The organism is Mannheimia kashgarensis (assembly GCF_041807705.1).
GTDB lineage: Bacteria > Pseudomonadota > Gammaproteobacteria > Enterobacterales > Pasteurellaceae > Mannheimia.
The window spans coordinates 66,332-86,037 of the sequence record NZ_JBGTYY010000005.1 but is presented as its reverse complement, the minus strand read 5'-3'; the positions used below and the strand labels follow the sequence as shown (position 1 = coordinate 86,037).

Below are 19,706 nucleotides of genomic sequence, written 5' to 3'. Positions count from 1 at the left end.
CTTTGTTTAAGAACAATTACATCTGTTTTGCTCTTTCAACCACTTCGTCAATTGAACCCGCCATATAGAACGCTTGTTCTGGAATATGGTCGTATTCGCCTTCTAAAATGCCTTTAAAGCCACGAATTGTATCTTTTAATGGTACGAATTTACCCGGCACGCCGTTGAATACTTCCGCAACGTGGAATGGTTGTGAAAGGAAACGTTCAATTTTACGGGCTCGAGCTACTAAGCGTTTGTCATCTTCAGATAATTCGTCCATACCTAAGATTGCAATAATATCTTTTAACTCTTTATAACGTTGTAATGTACCTTGTACACCACGAGCAACGTTATAATGCTCTTCGCCAACCACTAATGGGTCTAACTGGCGAGAGGTTGAGTCTAATGGGTCTACCGCTGGGTAGATACCAAGTGATGCGATATTACGACTTAATACTACTGTTGAGTCTAAGTGAGCAAAGGTTGTTGCCGGAGACGGGTCAGTTAAGTCATCCGCAGGAACATATACTGCTTGAACAGAGGTAATAGAACCTGTTTTCGTTGAAGTAATACGTTCTTGTAATACCCCCATCTCTTCTGCAAGAGTTGGTTGGTAACCTACCGCAGACGGCATACGACCTAATAATGCGGATACTTCCGTACCTGCAAGGGTATAACGATAGATGTTATCTACGAAGAATAAGACATCACGACCTTCATCACGGAATTTCTCCGCCATTGTTAAGCCTGTTAATGCCACACGCAGACGGTTGCCCGGTGGTTCGTTCATCTGACCGTAAACAAGTGATACTTTGTCTAATACGTTAGAGTCTTTCATTTCGTGGTAGAAGTCGTTACCCTCACGAGTACGCTCACCTACGCCCGCAAATACAGAGTAACCGCTGTGCTCTATAGCGATGTTACGGATTAACTCCATCATATTTACCGTTTTACCTACGCCCGCACCACCGAATAGACCAACTTTACCACCTTTCGCAAACGGAGCGACTAAGTCGATAACTTTGATACCCGTTTCAAGTAACTCGGTACTATTAGCTTGTTCTTCATAGCTTGGTGCTGCACGGTGAATTGTCCAACGCTCTTCTTCACCGATAGGGCCTGCTTCATCGATTGGCTCACCTAATACGTTCATAATACGACCTAACGTTTTTGTACCTACTGGTACTTCAATCGCTTTATTCGTATTTTCAACTTTTAAGCCACGTTTTAAACCATCAGATGAACCAAGTGCAATACAACGAACCACACCGCCACCTAATTGTTGTTGAACCTCAAGCGTTAAGCCTGTTTCAACTTTTAATGCATCATAAACTTTTGGTACTGCATCTTGCGGAAACTCAACATCGATTACCGCACCGATGATCTGTACAATTTTTCCCGTTGCCATTACCGTTCCTCTATTCATTGTTAAATTGCTGCGGCACCCGCGACAATTTCATTTAATTCATTCGTAATACTTGCTTGACGAGCTTTGTTATACACCAATTGTAACTCATTGATGAGATTACCTGCGTTATCTGTTGCCGCTTTCATCGCAACCATTCGAGCTGCTTGTTCAGAGGCTAGGTTATCAACAACTGCTTGATATACCTGAGATTCTAAATAACGTACAAGTAAGCTATCTAATAACGCTTGCGGACTTGGTTCATAGATATAATCCCAAGAACCTGTTTGCCCTAATGAGTCATTTTCAAGCTCTGGCAATGGAAGTAATTTTTGTATTGTCGGTTTTTGCGACATAGTGTTTACGAAGCGGTTATATACCACATAAACTTCGTCAATCTCGCCATCACGGAAGGCTTTTACCATACCGTTTACAATACCGACTAAATTTTCCATTGCTGGTGTATCACCCAATCCATTAAGATGACCTTTAATCTCTAATCCCATTGGGCTGAAAAAAGAAATACCTTTGTTTCCAACCAAACTTAATTCAGATTTAATACCCTGATCATCTTTTTCTTTTAACTCATTTAACACTGTTTTAAATAAGTTAATATTCAAACCACCACACAATCCACGGTCAGTTGAAACCACTAAATAGCCCACTTTTTTCACTGGACGTGAGATGAGGAATGGGTGTTGATACTCAATGTTACCTTTGGCAATATGGCTAATTACTTTGCGAATGCTATCTGCATAAGGGCGAGAAGCCGACATACGCTCTTGGGTTTTACGCATTTTTGATGCGGCAACCATTTCCATCGCTTTGGTAATTTTTTGTGTATTACGAACACTTGCAATTTTGGTTCTTATCTCTTTAGCACCTGCCATATTTTTTCTCCGCTAAAAAGTTAGATTACCAAGCACTATTCTTTTTGAAACTAGATAAAATCTCGTTCAATTTATCTTTAATTTCATCATTGAAATTGCCAGATTTTGACAGTTCTTGCATAAACTCGCCGTAGTTACTTTGAGCATAAGCCAATAAGTTAGACTCAAATGAACCTACACGCTCAACAGGTACATCATCAAGATAACCATATTCAGCCGCCGCTAGAGATAAACCAAGCTGTGCAACAGACATTGGCTCGAATTGTTTTTGTTTCAACAATTCAGTTACTTTCTGACCGTGAGAAAGCTGTTTGCGTGTTGCTTCATCAAGGTCTGATGCGAACTGTGCGAATGCTGCTAATTCACGGTATTGTGCTAATGCAGTACGAATACCACCCGCTAATTTCTTAACAAGTTTAGTTTGTGCAGAACCACCCACACGAGAAACCGAGATACCCGGGTTTACCGCAGGACGAATACCCGCATTGAATAAGCCTGATTCTAAGAAAATCTGACCATCAGTAATCGAGATTACGTTTGTTGGAACGAACGCAGAAACGTCGCCCGCTTGAGTTTCGATGATCGGTAATGCAGTTAAAGAACCTGTTTGACCTTTTACCGCACCGTTAGTGAAACGCTCTACATAGTCTGCGTTTACACGAGACGCACGCTCTAATAAACGAGAGTGTAGGTAGAATACATCACCCGGGAATGCTTCACGACCCGGTGGACGGCGTAATAACAATGAAATTTGACGGTAAGCAACTGCTTGCTTAGATAAATCATCATAAACGATTAACGCATCTTCACCACGATCACGGAAGTATTCACCCATTGCACACCCCGCATAAGGAGCCAAGTATTGTAATGCGGCTGATTCAGACGCAGATGCTACAACCACGATAGTGTTTTGTAATGCACCGTGCTCTTCTAATTTACGCACTACGTTGGCAATAGTTGATGCTTTTTGACCGATAGCAACATAGATACATTTAATGCCTGAATCACGTTGGTTAATGATCGCATCGATAGCTAATGCAGTTTTACCTGTTTGACGGTCACCGATGATAAGCTCACGCTGACCACGACCGATTGGCACCATTGAGTCCACTGCTTTATAGCCCGTTTGAACAGGTTGATCAACAGATTGACGGTCAATAACACCTGGTGCAATCACTTCGATTGGAGAATAACCATCATTTTGGATTTCACCTTTACCATCAATAGGCTGACCTAATGTATTAACTACACGACCTAATAACCCACGACCAACCGGTACTTCTAAAATACGACCGGTGCATTGTACTTCCATCCCTTCTGCTAAATCAGCATAAGGTCCCATTACAACCGCACCGACAGAATCTCTTTCTAAGTTTAATGCAATCGCATAACGATTGCCTGGTAATGCAATCATTTCACCTTGCATTACATCAGCAAGACCATGGATACGAATAATTCCATCACTTACTGAAACGATTGTCCCTGTGCTTTTTGCTTCAGATACCACATTAAATTGGGCAATTCGTTTTTTAATCAATTCACTAATTTCTGTTGAATTTAGTTGCATTTTTTATTCCTCTTACAAGCTCAACTCTTGACTCAAGCGGTTTAGCTGTCCACGACTACTACCATCAATCACCACATCATCATAACGAATAATAACACCCGCAATTAATGAGTTATCTACTGATGAAGTAATTCGTACTTTTGTTCCGAGTCGCTTTTCCATCGCATTGGCAATTTTTGCTTCTTGTGCATCTGTTAATTTTTCTGCAGAGACAACCTCAATATCTTTAATTGATTCGTGTTCTGCTCTTAATTCTAAAAATGCACTAAATACAGCAGGTAATACAGCTAAACGCTTATTATCAGCCATAACACGAATGAAATTTTGCCCATATTGATCTAATTGTTCGCCACAAATTTTGATAAAAGCATCAGAAATTTGACCGCTTGCAAGTGATGAATTAATAAAATCACCGACTTGCTCTTCACTAGCGACTAATGCAGAAAACTGTAACATTTGCTGCCATTTGTCCAATTGACCTTGTTCTAAAGCAAAATCGAAAGCCGCTTTAGCATAGGGGCGAGCTACTGTGCTTAATTCTGACATCTGCCCCACCTTCTTATAGTTCTGCAACTAGCTTATCAATAATATCGTTGTTCGCTGCAGCATCAACTGAACGACCGACAATTTTCTCCGCACCGGCAACAGCCAATGCAGCCACTTTTTGACGAAGCTCTTCTTGAACACGTTTACGCTCGCTTTCAACTTCCGCATAACCTTGCTCAATAATACGCTGACGCTCAATTTCAGCTTCTGCTTGTACAGACTCTAAAATTTCATTACGACGTTTTGTTGCTAAATCAATAATTTTTTGAGCTTCTTCTTTCGCTTGCAGGATTTCTTGATCCGCAGCAGCTTTAGAATCAGCCTGTTCTTGTTTCGCTTTTTCGGCAGAAGCCAATGCGTTAGCAATATTTGCTTGACGCTCTTCAATCGCTCGAATTAGCGGTGGCCATACATATTTCATACAGAACGCAACAAAGATTGCGAACGCAATAAGCTGACCAATTAGTGTTGCATTTAAATTCACAACGCCTCCTATAAAGTTAGTTAAATTACCCGAAGGTAACGCCTATTATTTATAGGGATTAGCCTAATAAACCGATGAATGGGTTAGCGAAGATGAATAATAACGCGATACCAACTGCGATCATTGAGATAGCATCTAAAAGGCCTGCAACGATAAACATTTTAGTTTGTAAGCTGTTTGCTAATTCCGGTTGGCGGGCAGAAGATTCTAAGAATTTACCACCTAATAATGCGAAACCGATCGCAGTACCAAATGCAGCGAAAGCTAATAAAATTACTGAACCAAAAATTGTTGCCGTAATTACGTTTTCCATAATGTTCTCCATAAGGGTTGAGGAATTTAGCCAAAGGCTAGTTTAGTTAAATATAAAAAGGCGTATGCCTTCCATTTCATTGTTTTACAGAGTAATCACTCTACAAAATTTAAACTTGTAAAAAATTAAGATTTTTTAACCGCTTGTATTAATGATCAGCTTTGTTATAACCAATACTTAAATACACGATTGTGAGCATCATAAAGATGAATGCTTGTAGCGTAATAACCAAAATGTGGAAGATCGCCCAAACAATTTGAAGCGGTACACCCAACATTTGCGGTACTATGCTTTCTGCCATATACATTACAGCAATCAAAATAAAGATTAATTCACCTGCATACATATTACCGAATAAACGGAATGCAAGAGAAATTGGTTTTGCAAGTAATGTAACCACTTCTAATAAGAAGTTTACCGGAATAAACGCCCAGTGATTAAACGGATGTAGCGTATATTCTTTAACAAAACCACCGAAACCTTTCGATTTGATTGTGTAGTAGATAATTAGGCAGAATACACCAATTGATAAACCCAATGTCGCACTAATATCTGCTGTTGGTACTGCACGTAAATAGTCAATACCTAGCAAACTTGCTAATTGAGGTGGATAATCAACCGGGATCAAGTCAATCGCATTCATAATGAATACCCAGCAAAAGATGGTTAATGCTAATGGACCAACTTCGTGGCGAGGACCGTGAAAGTTCTCTTTAACCACACCGTTTACCCATTCAATAATCATCTCAACAAAACATTGCCACTTGCCCGGCACGCCCGTTGTTGCGTTTTTTGCTGCTTTGCGGAAAAAATAAAGGAAAATAGCACCTGCTACCAATGAGAAAAACAAGGTATCTAAATGCACATTCCAAAATCCCTCACCCGTTGTTAAAAACGTCAAATGGTGAGTGATATATTCTGCGGTAGACCCAGCCATAATTTATCCTTTGTAAAATTAAAAAACTATGTTGATTTCCGACTCAAGAACATCGGCAATACAATGTTTAAAAACAGTGCTAAAAAATAACCTACAAAAAATACTAAAAATTGAAGATTTGGAATTAAGGTAAAACTAGCAATCATCAAGACGATAGCAATCGCCCACTTAATCCCCTCGCCCCAATAGAAAGCGGTCATTTTTGTCCGATCTTTTGCAGAATTTCTAAAGAAAACCCAATACACAAAAACACAGTGAGGCACAAAACTAGAGATACCCCCAGCAAGAAAGGAAATAACCATATTCCCTTTACACAAAAAGAGAATAAAAGCTAAAACTAAAATAGCTCCTACTTCAATTCCCAACGCTCTGCGATATTGTGATTTTGCTTTATTGATTACAGCAGACACATTTTACCCTTTTTGAACAAGATTAACTGACAATCAGGCTAAAAAAATAGCCACTGTTAGATCAATGGAAATCCGCTCGAAATTATACTTTACTCATTAGGAGTTGCAACCGAAAACTATTGAAAAAGTGGCATTCATCACATTTTTGTTAAAAAAGGTCGATTTTAGGAAAACCGGTAGTTAAAAATCAGAATAATGAATGACTTAGTAAACATAAGCGAATATAAAAAACCGACGCTTTATTAAAAAAAAGAACAATCACAATGCCCGAAATTTCCAAAAATAAGAAAAATTCCACATTTACGATAAAAAGAGGAGAAAAGGTCTAAAATAAGTAAATAATTTGTAAAAAAAACGGTTAGATATTTGCAAAAAGTAACAAAAATCTAACCGCTTGTATTATGCTTTTTTAAGAACAACTAAATGCCGTTCACCGACTAATTCTGGCACATTCAGCTCAATCACTTTAAGTAGCTCAATCGGCTTTTTAATCTCTGCCACTTCTTGCTCGTCATACACGCCTTTTAACGCATAAAACTTGCCGTTTTCAGCAGGCAGATGATAGCACCAGTCGATCATATCGTTGAGCGAGGCAAAGGCTCGGCTTAATACGCCGTCAAATTGGCTTTCGGTGTACTCTTCAACTCGGCTTTGGATTGGCGTGACATTCGTTACTCCTAACTCACGCAAGGCATTTTTGATAAAAGTGATGCGTTTGCCTAAGCTGTCTAGCAATACAAATTGCTTATCAGGGTTAGCAATCGCCAGAGGAATGCCCGGCAGCCCCGGCCCGGTGCCTACATCAATAAACTTCTCACCCTGTAAATGTTGGCTCACCACAAGGCTGTCTAAAATGTGTTTAACCAACATTTCATCAGGGTTACGGACGGAAGTGAGATTATAAGCTTTATTCCATTTATCTAACAGACGAACAAAACCAACCAACTGGGATTTTTGTTGATCGGTCAAATTTATTTCGGCTTGGGCTAACAAGCGGTCTAATTTTTCTAACATTTTGCAAATTCTTTATTTATCAGCGTTGAAATCAATATGAAGTTCTCTATTTTTCAAATAGTGATGTTTGTCTATCAGCAAATTTTCCAAAAATAGCGTTAAATAGTCTTGCGTTGCAAAAATCCCATTGGCGATATTTTCATAATTCGCCCGAACCAGTGCATTACGGAAATACAGAGAATGTTCGGCAAACATCTTATTATTTACGGCTTTAAAACCCAATTTTCTAAGATATTTAATCAAAAATACCGCAGTAGTGCGAGTATTACCTTCGCCGAAAGGGTGGATTTGCCAAAGATTAGCCGTAAAAATAGCAATATGTTGAATAATCTCATTTTGGCTTAACCCTCGATAACTAAACTGTTTTTCTTGGTTTAAATCGTATTCTAGCGTTGCTTTTAAACTCTCCGCTGTAGCATAAAGAACAGATTCACCATTTATTAATATCCACTCTTTCTTACTGATATTGTAATCCCGTATTTGCCCAGCAAACGGGTAAATATCTTGGAAAAGACGGCGATGAATAGCCATAAATTCCACAGGCGATAAGCTAAAAGTTTGCTCCGAAAGAATTTCGGTAATCCGAGTAGCAACCTTATCCGCCTCTTCCGTTCGACTATCTTCCAAACGTACCACTTGCTGTTGGTAATAACGATTTAAATGATCTTGAACCTCATAAAGCGTTAATTTACCTTCAATATGTTGCTTCGCATTCTCCAATAGATAGCCCGATGGCTTTAATCCATCAACTTCTTGTAAACCAATAGCCGTTTGCCAAATTTTGGCTTTCTCGGTTTTATCGGGTTCTGATTGGCGGAGATATTCGTCAAACATTCTCTTCCTTACAAGCGTTCTAATTTTACTCATTCTTTCTTGCAGATTTTAACCAAAAATCGACCGCTTGTCTTGGCGAGAAAAGTGGTTAAATAAACATCAACATTTCAATTAATATCGAGCAAGAGGGTTTAGCAGTCCTTTATAGGACAGATAGTATACTATCTGTCCTACCCTCTTGATAGAGGGTAGCGAAACACTGGATATAAAACCACTAAAAACTAACCTTAAAACTATACACAGAAATAACACCTTATGAAAAATCGTTTTGAAATTACCGTTGATATTTATCAGAATTACTTTAACAGCCCCGAAAATTACCCCTATATTTTCGACAATATAAAAGCCATTAATCTAAATGAACAAGAAGCGGTAAATGAAATCATCAATAAAATGATTGCTAATAATAGCCCTCAACTATTTAAACCTGACTTCCATATTCTGACACCATTAACCCCTATTGAAACTGACCGACAATGTTTTCTTAATCCAGAAACATTACAGATTGAATTTAAATAACTCCAGAAATAAGGAACCCCAAAATGAACTTCAAAAAATCCCTACTTATCGCTCTACTCTCTGTTGGTATCGCTAATACTGCATTCGCCGAAACCGATAGCGAAAAATTTGATCGGGCCGTTCAAGCCTACAAACAACAAAACTATTCCGCTGCTTTCCCACTCCTTAAACAACTTGCAGAACAAGGATACGCAGTTGCCCAATTCAATCTCGGTTTTATGTATGCAAACGGAGAAGGTGTGACCCAAAGCGATAAACAAGCCGTCTATTGGTTCGAAAAAGCCGCTGAACAGGGAGACGCAAATGCCCAATTCAGTCTCGGTGTGATGTATGACATAGGGCGAGGTGTGACCCAAAGCGATAAACAAGCCGTCTATTGGTTCGAAAAAGCCGCTGAACAGGGAGACAAAGATGCCCAATTAAATCTCGGTGTGATGTATGGAAAAGGGCGAGGTGTGACCCAAAGCGATAAACAAGCCGTCTATTGGTACGAAAAAGCCGCTGAACAGGGAGACAAAGATGCCCAATTAAATCTCGGTGTGATGTATGACACAGGGCGAGGTGTGACCCAAAGCGATAAACAAGCCGTCTATTGGTACGAAAAAGCCGCTGAACAGGGATACGCAAAAGCCCAAGCAATGCTCGGTTTGATGTATAAAGACGGAAAAGGTGTGCGAAAAGATGTTTCCAAGGCTAAGCAGCTATTTGGACAATCTTGTGATAACGGCTTGCAATATGCCTGTACCGCCTATGCAGAGCTTGATAAATTAGGTATTCGTTAATTTTCTATTACATAACGGGCGAATGGTTTCGCCCTTTTAAGGTTTTATTATGTCTACGAATAGCAATACTCCAATATCACACTTTTATCATTCTATGAAAATTTGGTGGGTGATTTTATTTTCCGTCAGTTTAATTGTCTTGTTTATGTTTTCACTTGCCTTTTTAGTCAAACATTACAATTCGGATAAACTCTGGGAAATAAATTCTGCGCTTTTTGCTTTTTTAGGTGTAACGCTCACCGCAGGGGCAGCAATTCCTGCAATCAGTGCGATATTTTCTTATCTCGGGTTTATCGAAAAACATCAACACGCCAACGCACAATTAAATCAGATAAAAGAACAACTCAATGAATATCATATTCAAATTGAAAATTTACCTGATATTCAAACCTTAATATCAGAAAAAGAGAGTGAAAAACGTTTTTTATCCTATTTATACAACCCGATAAACAACCCGTATCAACAATGGATTGAACAAGCAATTTTAAAAGAGCAATCAAGCCATTATTTAACATTATTAGCCAATGCAGTGCGTTCTCTTTATTGGTTTCATATTGAAGCTGATAAATATCAAAATAAACACGATTTTCCAGCATTAGAACACCGCATTGACTTAATTCACCATTATCGTGAATTAGCCATTATCGTTCCGTTTTTTACTGAACGCTATTTATTACATTTCAGAGAAATGTTAAATGAATTTATTGGCTCGCTAGAATATCAAGATGATGAGTCAACTTCTTTTTATCAAAGTTTTATTTATGACTGGGTATTAGATTTAATTGCTTTTGATGAAATGCCAACAAATAAAATAACAATGATACATCAAGATATTATCAACCCAATTTTGCAGTTATACCAAAACGGCTTCCTTAATTCTGATCAATTTAGAAATGATGTTAAAGCCCGTATGTTATTTAACAATAGCAAGCCTCTTAGAATTAGTACCCAACTTGGTATAACCAAACCACTTTTTACAAAATAAACTTTAATAAGGAAAATTAAAATGACTTTTAAAAAATCGCTATTCATCGCTCTACTCTCTGTTGGTATCGCTAATACTGCATTAGCCGAAACCGATAGCGAAAAATTTGATCGGGCCGTTCAAGCCTACGAACAGCAAAACTATTCCGCTGCTTTCCCACTATTTAAACAACTTGCAGAACAAGGACACGCAAGTCCCCAATTCAATCTCGGCTTGATGTATGCAAACGGAGAAGGTGTGACCCAAAGCGATAAACAAGCCGCCTATTGGTTCGAAAAAGCCGCTGAACAGGGATACGCAGATGCCCAATTCAATCTCGGTGTGATGTATAGAAAAGGGCAAGGGGTTACCCAAAGCGATAAACAAGCCGCCTATTGGTACGAAAAAGCCGCTGAACAGGGATACGCAGATGCCCAATCCAATCTCGGTTTTATGTATGAAAAAGGGCTAGGTGTGACCCAAAGCGATAAACAAGCCGTCTATTGGTACGAAAAAGCCGCTGAACAGGGAGACGCAGATGCCCAATTCAATCTCGCTTTGATGTATGAAAAAGGGCAAGGGGTTACCCAAAGCGATAAACAAGCCGTCTATTGGTACGAAAAAGCCGCTGAACAGGGAGACACAATTGCCCAATACAATCTCGCTTTGATGTATGAAGATGGCAAAGGTGTTACCCAAAGCGATAAACAAGCCGTCTATTGGTACGAAAAAGCCGCTGAACAGGGAGACGCAAAAGCCCAATTCAATCTCGGTGTGATGTATAACAGAGGGCGAGGCGTTACCCAAAACTATAAACAAGCCGCCTATTGGTTCGAAAAAGCCGCTGAACAGGGAGACGCAAATGCCCAAGTAATGCTTGGTTTGTTCTATCAATATAGACGTGATTTAAGCAAAGCCAAGCACTATTATGGCTTAGCCTGCGATGGTGGTAATGAAATAGGTTGTAAAAATTATGCGGAATTGGATAAGCAGGGAGTACAATAGTGAAAAAAGCAATTTTTATCTTAATGGCATTAGGTTTTGTTACGGCTTGTGATGAAACGGTAAATCAACAATTTGATACACCGTTTCAAGCCGCGCTAGAAAAACTCAACAACGAACAATACCAAGCTGCCTTTACCGAGTTTAAGACATTGAGTGAAAAAGGCTACGTACCTGCTCAGTTAAAAATGATCGAAATGCTGTTGGAGGGCAAAGGTATTCGCCGTAATGAAACACTTGCGATTGAGCAGTTGAAAAATGCAGCAGAAAAAGGGCATTCGGCGGCACAAACCAAGCTAGGAAATGCCTATTTCAGCGGTGAATTTAACCGCTTACCGCAAAATTACCATCAAGCGTTAAAATGGTTTGAAAAAGCTGCCGAGAAAAAAGAGTTTGAAGCCCAATATAAATTGGGGGAGATGTATCAGCACGGTTGGGGCGTTCGTCAAAATAAAGCAACAGCGAAAGAATTGTTCGGTAAAGCGTGCGATAACGGAAGTCAGACAGGTTGCGAGCAGTACCGCCAGTTGTTAGAGCAAGGCTATTAATTTATACGGAAAATAACCAATGAAATTAATTTTATATTCACTCTTATTCGCAGTTTCAACATTCGCTCACAGTTCAGCCTGTGATAAATATAACGAAAAGCAAGACTATATTAAGCATTCCGACTGTGTGAGCGAGCTTGCCGAACGAGGCAATGCAGCCTCTCAGTTAATATTGGGAGCATTCTATGAAAATGGTGTGCAAACAGAGAAAAATATCGTCCTTGCTGAAAAATGGTATCGTCACGCGGCTGAACAGGGGCTGGGAGATGCTCAACTCAATTTAGGGGGCATACTGGTGGAACAAGGTCGTTATGAGGAAAGTCTCACTTGGTTTCTCAAAGCTGCTGAACAAGGGGTAGCAGACGCTCAGTTTAACCTAGGGATTATGTATAACAAAGGGCAAGGAGTTGAACAAAATTCTGCTCAGGCATTTTATTGGTTTGAAAAAGCGGCAAATCAACATCATACCACTTCACAATACAACCTTGGTTTAATGTATAAACAGGGGTATGGCGTTGCTAAAAATACAATAAAAGCCGTTTACTGGTTTACTAAAGCTGCAGAACAAGGGCATACAAAAGCCCAAAATAATTTAGGCGTGGCTTATGAATTTGGTGAAGGTGTTCAACAAAATCTCAATATGGCAAAGCACTATTATGGTTTATCTTGTAAGAAGGGGCATCAGAAAGGCTGTGCCAATTATGCGAGATTAAATGAACAAAGCATAAAATAGCTCTACTTAATTTAACAAGCGGTAGATTTTGCAAATTTTTCTGCAAATTCTACCACTTGTGTTGTTTCGCTTATCTACTCTCTAATCCGCAAATCCCGATTTCGCAGTAAATTTTCTAGAAACTGCACCAAATACTCATCGGTGGCAAATACGCCTTCACGGAGATTTTCATAATTCGCCCGAACTAACGCATTTATGAAATAGAGTGAATGTTCGGCAAACATCTGACTGTTAATTTTTTAAAGCCAAGCATTTTCAAATATTTCACCAAAAATACGGCTGTTGTACGAGTATTCCCTTCACCAAAAGGGTGAATTTTTCATCTCTTTTTGCAAATAAAACTAAAAAAATCAACCGCTTGTATCATTACAACTCACCTCGTTTCAACATTCCTTGTTTTTTCAAATTCACCAGAAGAATGGAGATTGCCGCAGGGGTAATGCCTGAAATGCGGCTGGCTTGTCCGATGGAAACTGGCTTATGTTGCATCAATTTAGCACGCACCTCGTTAGATAAACTGTCCACTTTGTCGTAATCAAACTCTGGCGGAATTTGGGTATTTTCGTGGCGTTTATGGCGTTCGATTTCGTTGTATTGATGCTCAATATATCCCTGATATTTGATCGCAATTTCCACCTGTTCTGCCGCTTGTTTGTCTTCTATTGCTGGGGCAAATGGGGCGATTTGGGTCAGCTTTTCGTAGCTCATTTCAGGGCGGCGGATTAAGTCTTCACCGCTCGCTTCACGAGCTAACGGGTTAGCCAATAATGCGTTCAATTCGTCCAGATTCGGCATTTGTAAATGCGCCCAAGTAGATTTCAAACGTGCTCGTTCTTGTTCAATCGCTTCCATTTTTTGGTTGAAACGCACCCAGCGGGCTTCGTCAATTAAGCCTAATTCGTGAGCAATCGGCGTTAAGCGAATATCCGCATTGTCTTCACGCAATAATAGGCGATATTCCGCACGAGAAGTGAATACACGGTATGGCTCTTTTGTGCCTAGCGTGCAGAGATCGTCCACCAATACGCCTGTATAAGCTAAATCACGGGTAGGGAACCAAGATTCCTTGCCTTGAACTTGTAATGCCGCATTAATGCCAGCTAATAAACCTTGTGCTGCCGCCTCTTCATAACCTGTAGTGCCGTTGATTTGCCCTGCGAAGAATAAGCCGTCAATGGCTTTGGTCTCTAAAGTTGGTTTTAAGTCTCGTGGGTCGAAATAGTCGTATTCAATTGCATAGCCTGGTTTGATAATGCGGGTATTTTCCAAGCCTTTCATTGAATTGACGATCCCCATCTGCACATCAAACGGCAGACTGGTGGAGATCCCGTTCGGGTAAACTTCAATGGTGTTTAAACCTTCCGGTTCTAAGTAGATTTGGTGCGAATTTCTCTCCGCAAAACGCATTACCTTATCTTCAATCGATGGGCAGTAACGAGGCCCTACGCCTTCGATAATGCCTGTGTACATAGGGCTACGGTCGAGGCTATTACGAATTAAATCGTGGGTCTGCTCGTTAGTGTGAGTGATATAGCACGGAATTTGGCGAGGGTGCTGCGAAACGTCTCCCATAAAGGAGAACACAGGTAGCACATCATCACCGTGCTGTTGAGCTAATACATCAAAATTAATGGTACGAGCATCTAAACGCGGTGGAGTACCTGTTTTAAGGCGATCAACGCGTAAGTTGAGATCACGCAGACGATCAGCCAATATAGTCGCTGCAGGATCGCCAGCTCGACCACCTGCGTAGTTATCTAAACCAATATGGATCTTACCCGCTAAGAAAGTGCCAGCCGTTAAAACAATAGAACGAGCTTTGAAGGTTAAGCCCATTTTGGTCACTGCTCCCGCCGCACGGTTATTTTCAATGATAATATCAACCACTTCTTGCTGGAAAATATCTAAATTTGGCTGATTTTCTAATGCCGTGCGAACTGCGTTGCGATAAAGCACACGGTCAGCTTGTGCACGGGTGGCACGCACCGCCGGGCCTTTTGAGCTGTTGAGCGTTCTAAATTGGATCCCTGAATGGTCAATAGCTGTTGCCATTAAACCACCCATTGCATCGATCTCTTTTACCAAATGACCTTTACCGATTCCACCGATGGCTGGGTTACAAGACATTTGCCCTAAAGTATCAACATTGTGAGTTAAAAGTAGTGTTTTAAGCCCCATTCGTGCTGGAGCTAGAGCCGCTTCCGTGCCTGCGTGTCCGCCACCGACCACAATCACATCGTAAATTTGTGTATAAATCATATATCGCCTTTGAAATTAAAAAATACTGTACAAAAATAAGCACACATTTTAGCGTAAAAAGGGATCATCAGTGAAATAGATTTTTAATGGAAAAGATCTATATAAGTGATCGTTAAAGATAATATAGATCTATATAAAGATCTTTACTATTATTCTTATTAGATCCCTTTTAAAATGTGTATATGAATTTTTATATAATAAAAACAACAGGTTATAAGGTATTTGCGAAGTGAATAGATCAGATTAAATTACGATCTAACTTGTGGATAAAATCTAAAGTTATCCACAAAAGAAGAAAAATAGATAGATTTTCACTAATTACTCCCAAATAAATCTCTATTTTTCCATAAGTTATCCACAACAGGTATGTCACGCTTTTTAGATTAAATTTATTTTCTTTTATTTATAAAGTAAAATTTCAAACCTATTTAATGTGTAAAAAAGTGAGAAAAAATGACCACTTGCAATTGCCAATCAGGCAAAAACTATACGGAATGTTGTGAGCCTTTTCATTTGAAAGCTAAGATGCCAGAAACTACAGAGCAACTTATGCGCTCACGCTATTCGGCTTATACCTTGGTTAATATCCCTTATATTGTTGAAACAACCGTACCAAGTCAGCAAAAATTTCTTGACCAAGTAGCAATGAAAGCGTGGGGAGAAAATACAAAATGGGCAGGATTAGAAATAATAAAGCATTTGCCTAATCTTTCTAAAATACATAGTCAGGTTGAATTTAAGGCATTTTTTGAGACAGAAGATGGCGTAAAAGCTCATCACGAATTATCTTTATTCGTTAATATTTCTGATAAATGGTACTTTGTTGATCCAACTGTTCCTTTACCAAACCAAAAACAAAATTGTGTATGTGGCTCAGGTAAAAAGTTTAAACATTGCTGCGGTTATTATCTTTAATTTTAGCTGAACTCTTTTTAAATAATAGAGACTAAAGAATAAATTCTACTCATTCACGACTAACTTACCTACAGGAGAACTAAAAATGGATTTCAGTAAGATTTTAAACCAAGTTTTAAATACAGCAAAAGATGCAGCAACTAATGGGTTAATTAAAGGTAATACGAAAAATGATCAAATTGCTAAAGTAGGTGGCGGTGCGGCAGCTCTTGGTCTTATTTCTATGTTATTTGGACGTAAAGGCGGATCGGGTTTAGCGAAATTAGGTTCTTTAGCTGCATTAGGTAGCCTTGCTTATCAAGCATATCAACGATATCAAGAGCAAAATGCGTCGGCAACTACATTAAACCAAAGTAATTTTAAAGAAGTTGATACAAATGAAGCAAGTAAAGTTATTTTGCAAGCAATGATTGCGGCAGCGGCAGCAGACGGTGAGATTACCGAAGATGAAAAAGCAGCTATTGTGGCACAAGTATCACAAGATCCAGAAGTTTTAGCGTGGATTAACCAAGAAATTAACAACCCTGCAAGCGTAGTTGAAATTGCTCGACAAGTAGGTAATGATCAAGCTCTTGCTACGCAAGTTTATCTTGCAGCTCGTGCGGTATGTACAAAATTAGAGCGTAAAGAAATCATTTTCTTAGCAAATTTAGCAAATGCACTCGGTTTACCAGATGCGTTAGTTGAGCAGTTAGAAAAAGATGCAGGTTTCTAATTAAACTTATTTTAGTTTAGATACAAGCGGTTATATTTTGAGATTTTTTTGCAAAAAACTTGTGAAATATAATCGCTTGTTCTTTTTATTATAAGCTCAAAAATTAAGTAAACGTTTGCCTGATTTTTATTTGATAACTCGATCACAAAAAAGCAAATAAATCCTTTAAAACAAGGGCTCATTGCGTTAGTCTAACTCAAAATTTAAATTACAAAGGAGTAAAAAATGACTATTTTCCAAGTTGCTCAAAATTGGTTAAATCAAGACCCTGATGCAGAAACCCGCGCAGAGTTAGAACAGCTTATTCAAGCTGCTCAATCTGATGAAAAAGCGAAAGCAGAGTTGGAAGCTCGTTTTGATGGTCGCTTACAATTCGGTACGGCAGGTTTGCGTGGTAGATTGCAGGCAGGTTCACAAGGTATGAACCGTGTATTGGTCGCTCAAGCGGCTGGTGGTTTAGCAGAGTTTGTAAAAGGTTATGATAAAACCCCTTCTATTGTAATTGGTTACGATGGTCGTAAAAACTCTGATGTATTTGCTCGTGATACTGCTGAAATTATGGCAGCCGCAGGCATTAAAACTTACTTATTACCTCGCAAATTACCAACCCCTGTTCTTGCCTTTGCAATTCAATATTTTGATACCACTGCAGGGGTAATGGTAACTGCAAGCCACAATCCACCTGAAGATAACGGCTATAAAGTTTATTTAGGTAAAGCCAATGGTGGCGGACAAATCGTTTCGCCTGCGGATAAAGAAATCGCAGCATTAATTGATAAAGTAGCCGCAGGCAGCATTGCAGATTTACCTCGCAGCCAAGATTTTACGGTTTTAGATGATGAAGTAGTCAATAAATATATTGAAAAAACAGCTTCATTAGCAAAACAACCAAAAGCAGAAATTAACTATGTTTATACCGCAATGCACGGTGTAGGCTATGAAGTATTAAGCAAAACCTTAGCAAAAGCAGGTTTGCCACAACCGCATTTAGTGGAAGCACAAATTCAGCCGGACGGCTCATTCCCAACAGTAAACTTCCCAAATCCAGAAGAGAAAGGGGCGTTAGATTTAGCCATTGAATTAGCGAAAGAGAAAAATGCAGAATTTATTATCGCCAATGACCCTGATGCAGACCGTTTAGCCGTAGCGGTGCCTGATAGTGAAGGCAACTGGAAACCTCTGCACGGTAATGTAATTGGCTGTTTCTTAGGCTGGTATTTAGCGAAACAATACCACGCACAAGGCAAAAAAGGTGTATTGGCTTGCTCATTAGTGTCTTCCCCTGCGTTAGCTGAAATTGCGAAAAAATATGGTTTAGAGTCAGAAGAAACACTAACAGGTTTTAAATATATCGGCAAAGTTGAAAATCTATTATTCGGCTTTGAAGAGGCATTAGGCTACTTAGTTGATCCTGATAAAGTGCGTGATAAAGACGGTATTTCAGCGGCGATTATGTTCTTAGATTTAGTGTGCAGCTTAAAACAAGAGGGTAAAACCCTTGCCGATTACACCGCTGAGTTTGTGAAAGAGTTTGGGGCTTATGTAAGCGGTCAAATTTCTATCAGAGTTTGCGATTTAGCGGAAATCGGTAAATTAATGACTGCACTACGCAATAATCCTCCAGCAGAAATTGGTGGCTTTAAAGTGGCTGAATTTATCGATCACACCAAAACAGATCGCCAAAGCGATATTTTAGTCTTCATTTTAGAAAACGGCAGTCGCTTGATTGTTCGCCCTTCAGGCACTGAGCCGAAAATTAAATTCTATTTAGACGCTCGTGGCACTGATCCGAAAAATGCCGATGAAGTTCTAGCGCAATTTGATGAAAGCGTGCGTGCATTGCTTCGTCAAGAACAATACGGCAAACAAGATTGTTAATAATCTATAAATAGGGAGAGCTTTGCTCTCCCTTTTTTAAAGGAGATAGTATGGCTAAAAAAATTATTCTGGATTGCGACCCAGGGCACGATGATGCAATCGCAATTATGTTAGCTTGGGGAAATCCAAATATTGATTTACTTGCGGTTACGACTGTTGTTGGTAATCAAACCTTAGAGAAAGTCTCTCGTAATGCGTTGGCGGTGGCGGAAATTGCCAATATTCGGGGTATTCCTTTTGCTAAAGGTTGCCCTCGCCCATTAGTTCGAGAAGTAGAAACCGCCCCAGATATTCACGGCGATTCGGGGATGGACGGGCCAATACTCCCTGAACCTACCCAGCAATTTTCTGAAAAACACGCCGCTCAATTAATTATTGATTTGGTAATGTCACACCCGGAGAAAAGTATTACTTTAGTGCCGACCGGTGGGTTAACCAATATTGCCTTAGCTGCCCGCCTTGAGCCTCGGATTATTGAAAGAGTGAAAGAAGTGGTGTTGATGGGCGGAGGCTATCACACAGGTAACTGGAGTGCGGTTGCGGAGTTTAATATCAAGATTGACCCGGAAGCTGCTCATATTGTGTTTAATGCAGGCTGGAAAGTTACGATGGTTGGCTTAGATCTTACTCATCAAGCCCTTGCAACTCCTGATGTAGTAGAACGTTTTAAAGCCTTAAATAGCAAGGCTGGACAGTTTGTTGTCGAGCTGTTAGCGTTCTTTACCAAAATGTATAAACAGGCCCAAGGCTTTGATGCCCCTCCGGTTCACGATGCCTGTGCAGTGGCGTATGTGATTGACCCAAGTTTGATTGAAGTTCAGCAAGTGCCGGTCAATATTGAGTTAACCGGCACGCATACGCTTGGAATGACAGTGGCGGATTTCCGTTATCCGCCAAAACAATGTAATACTTGGGTAGCGAAAAAATTAGACAAAGACCGTTTTTGGGATTTGGTGATCGATTCGGTGCGAAATCTATAAAATATTGGACGAACACATTGGTTCGCCCA

At 39.7% G+C, this 19,706-nt stretch carries 21 protein-coding genes; 10 read left to right on the top strand and 11 right to left on the bottom strand.

The genetic code is table 11. The annotated features are described in order from the left end of the window. Positions 1-16 precede the first annotated feature (16 nt). From atpD to ACERCF_RS04125, 10 genes are all read right to left on the bottom strand, one after another. Positions 17-1,390 carry a F0F1 ATP synthase subunit beta gene (gene atpD / locus ACERCF_RS04170; protein ID WP_373610278.1) on the bottom strand — a complete coding sequence of 458 codons (1,374 nt, stop codon included), beginning with the start codon at positions 1,388-1,390 and terminating at the stop codon, positions 17-19. A gap of 20 nt (positions 1,391-1,410) precedes the next feature. After that, entirely contained in the window at positions 1,411-2,277 is an 867-nt protein-coding gene (atpG, locus tag ACERCF_RS04165) for a F0F1 ATP synthase subunit gamma (RefSeq protein WP_373624708.1), read from the bottom strand. A gap of 25 nt (positions 2,278-2,302) precedes the next feature. Further along, entirely contained in the window at positions 2,303-3,844 is a 1,542-nt protein-coding gene (gene atpA, locus ACERCF_RS04160; RefSeq protein ID WP_373624707.1) for a F0F1 ATP synthase subunit alpha, read from the bottom strand. Positions 3,845-3,856: 12 nt separating this feature from the next. Then, positions 3,857-4,390, bottom strand: a complete 534-nt coding sequence (gene atpH / locus ACERCF_RS04155) for a F0F1 ATP synthase subunit delta (protein ID WP_373610275.1) — start codon at positions 4,388-4,390, stop codon at positions 3,857-3,859. A 13-nt stretch (positions 4,391-4,403) separates the two neighbouring features. Then, positions 4,404-4,874 carry a F0F1 ATP synthase subunit B gene (gene atpF, locus ACERCF_RS04150; RefSeq protein ID WP_373610274.1) on the bottom strand — a complete coding sequence of 157 codons (471 nt, stop codon included), beginning with the start codon at positions 4,872-4,874 and terminating at the stop codon, positions 4,404-4,406. 58 nt (positions 4,875-4,932) lie between these two features. Then, positions 4,933-5,187: a F0F1 ATP synthase subunit C gene (atpE, locus tag ACERCF_RS04145; RefSeq protein WP_025236987.1), complete on the bottom strand. Its 255-nt coding sequence runs from the start codon at positions 5,185-5,187 to the stop codon at positions 4,933-4,935. A 148-nt stretch (positions 5,188-5,335) separates the two neighbouring features. After that, the gene (gene atpB / locus ACERCF_RS04140) at positions 5,336-6,124 is read right to left on the bottom strand and encodes a F0F1 ATP synthase subunit A (RefSeq protein WP_025236988.1); all 789 of its coding nucleotides are present in this window, start codon (positions 6,122-6,124) and stop codon (positions 5,336-5,338) included. Between the two features lie 26 nt (positions 6,125-6,150). Continuing rightward, positions 6,151-6,534, bottom strand: coding sequence for an ATP synthase subunit I (locus ACERCF_RS04135; protein ID WP_373624706.1), 384 nt, complete (start codon positions 6,532-6,534; stop codon positions 6,151-6,153). A gap of 399 nt (positions 6,535-6,933) precedes the next feature. Beyond that, complete coding sequence (rsmG, locus tag ACERCF_RS04130; protein WP_373624705.1) at positions 6,934-7,548, bottom strand: 16S rRNA (guanine(527)-N(7))-methyltransferase RsmG; 615 nt, start codon at positions 7,546-7,548, stop codon at positions 6,934-6,936. A 12-nt stretch (positions 7,549-7,560) separates the two neighbouring features. Beyond that, positions 7,561-8,382 (bottom strand): Fic family protein, encoded by an 822-nt coding sequence (locus ACERCF_RS04125; protein ID WP_373624704.1) that lies wholly within the window; start codon positions 8,380-8,382, stop codon positions 7,561-7,563. Positions 8,383-8,637: 255 nt separating this feature from the next. On the opposite strand from ACERCF_RS04125, the gene ACERCF_RS04120 reads away from it, so the two are divergent. The 6 genes from ACERCF_RS04120 to ACERCF_RS04095 all read left to right on the top strand — a co-directional run bounded on the left by ACERCF_RS04120 (position 8,638) and on the right by ACERCF_RS04095 (position 12,930). Continuing rightward, on the top strand, positions 8,638-8,901 hold the full coding sequence (locus ACERCF_RS04120; protein WP_176807801.1) for a hypothetical protein: 264 nt from the start codon (positions 8,638-8,640) through the stop codon (positions 8,899-8,901). 23 nt (positions 8,902-8,924) lie between these two features. Continuing rightward, positions 8,925-9,683 (top strand): tetratricopeptide repeat protein, encoded by a 759-nt coding sequence (locus ACERCF_RS04115; RefSeq protein WP_373624703.1) that lies wholly within the window; start codon positions 8,925-8,927, stop codon positions 9,681-9,683. A gap of 94 nt (positions 9,684-9,777) precedes the next feature. Further along, the gene (locus ACERCF_RS04110) at positions 9,778-10,668 is read left to right on the top strand and encodes a hypothetical protein (protein ID WP_373624702.1); all 891 of its coding nucleotides are present in this window, start codon (positions 9,778-9,780) and stop codon (positions 10,666-10,668) included. A 21-nt stretch (positions 10,669-10,689) separates the two neighbouring features. Continuing rightward, a complete protein-coding gene (locus tag ACERCF_RS04105) occupies positions 10,690-11,652 on the top strand; it encodes a tetratricopeptide repeat protein (protein ID WP_373624701.1) in 963 nt (320 codons plus the stop codon). Then, positions 11,652-12,197, top strand: coding sequence for a tetratricopeptide repeat protein (locus ACERCF_RS04100; RefSeq protein WP_373624700.1), 546 nt, complete (start codon positions 11,652-11,654; stop codon positions 12,195-12,197). Before ACERCF_RS04105 ends, ACERCF_RS04100 begins: the two co-directional genes overlap by 1 nt. A 19-nt stretch (positions 12,198-12,216) precedes the next feature. Next, positions 12,217-12,930, top strand: coding sequence for a tetratricopeptide repeat protein (locus ACERCF_RS04095; RefSeq protein WP_373624699.1), 714 nt, complete (start codon positions 12,217-12,219; stop codon positions 12,928-12,930). Between the two features lie 366 nt (positions 12,931-13,296). Here the strand turns inward: ACERCF_RS04095 and mnmG are convergent, their stop codons facing one another. After that, on the bottom strand, positions 13,297-15,189 hold the full coding sequence (gene mnmG / locus ACERCF_RS04090; protein ID WP_373624698.1) for a tRNA uridine-5-carboxymethylaminomethyl(34) synthesis enzyme MnmG: 1,893 nt from the start codon (positions 15,187-15,189) through the stop codon (positions 13,297-13,299). 453 nt (positions 15,190-15,642) lie between these two features. Between mnmG and ACERCF_RS04085 the strand changes: the two genes are divergently transcribed. The 4 genes from ACERCF_RS04085 to uriH all read left to right on the top strand — a co-directional run bounded on the left by ACERCF_RS04085 (position 15,643) and on the right by uriH (position 19,677). Beyond that, positions 15,643-16,104, top strand: a complete 462-nt coding sequence (locus ACERCF_RS04085; RefSeq protein WP_373610269.1) for a YchJ family protein — start codon at positions 15,643-15,645, stop codon at positions 16,102-16,104. An 85-nt stretch (positions 16,105-16,189) separates the two neighbouring features. Next, positions 16,190-16,819, top strand: a complete 630-nt coding sequence (locus ACERCF_RS04080) for a tellurite resistance TerB family protein (RefSeq protein WP_373610268.1) — start codon at positions 16,190-16,192, stop codon at positions 16,817-16,819. 225 nt (positions 16,820-17,044) lie between these two features. Then, entirely contained in the window at positions 17,045-18,697 is a 1,653-nt protein-coding gene (locus tag ACERCF_RS04075) for a phospho-sugar mutase (protein WP_373624697.1), read from the top strand. 50 nt (positions 18,698-18,747) lie between these two features. Next, positions 18,748-19,677 (top strand): uridine-preferring nucleoside hydrolase UriH, encoded by a 930-nt coding sequence (uriH, locus tag ACERCF_RS04070; protein ID WP_373610266.1) that lies wholly within the window; start codon positions 18,748-18,750, stop codon positions 19,675-19,677. Positions 19,678-19,706: the final 29 nt, after the last annotated feature.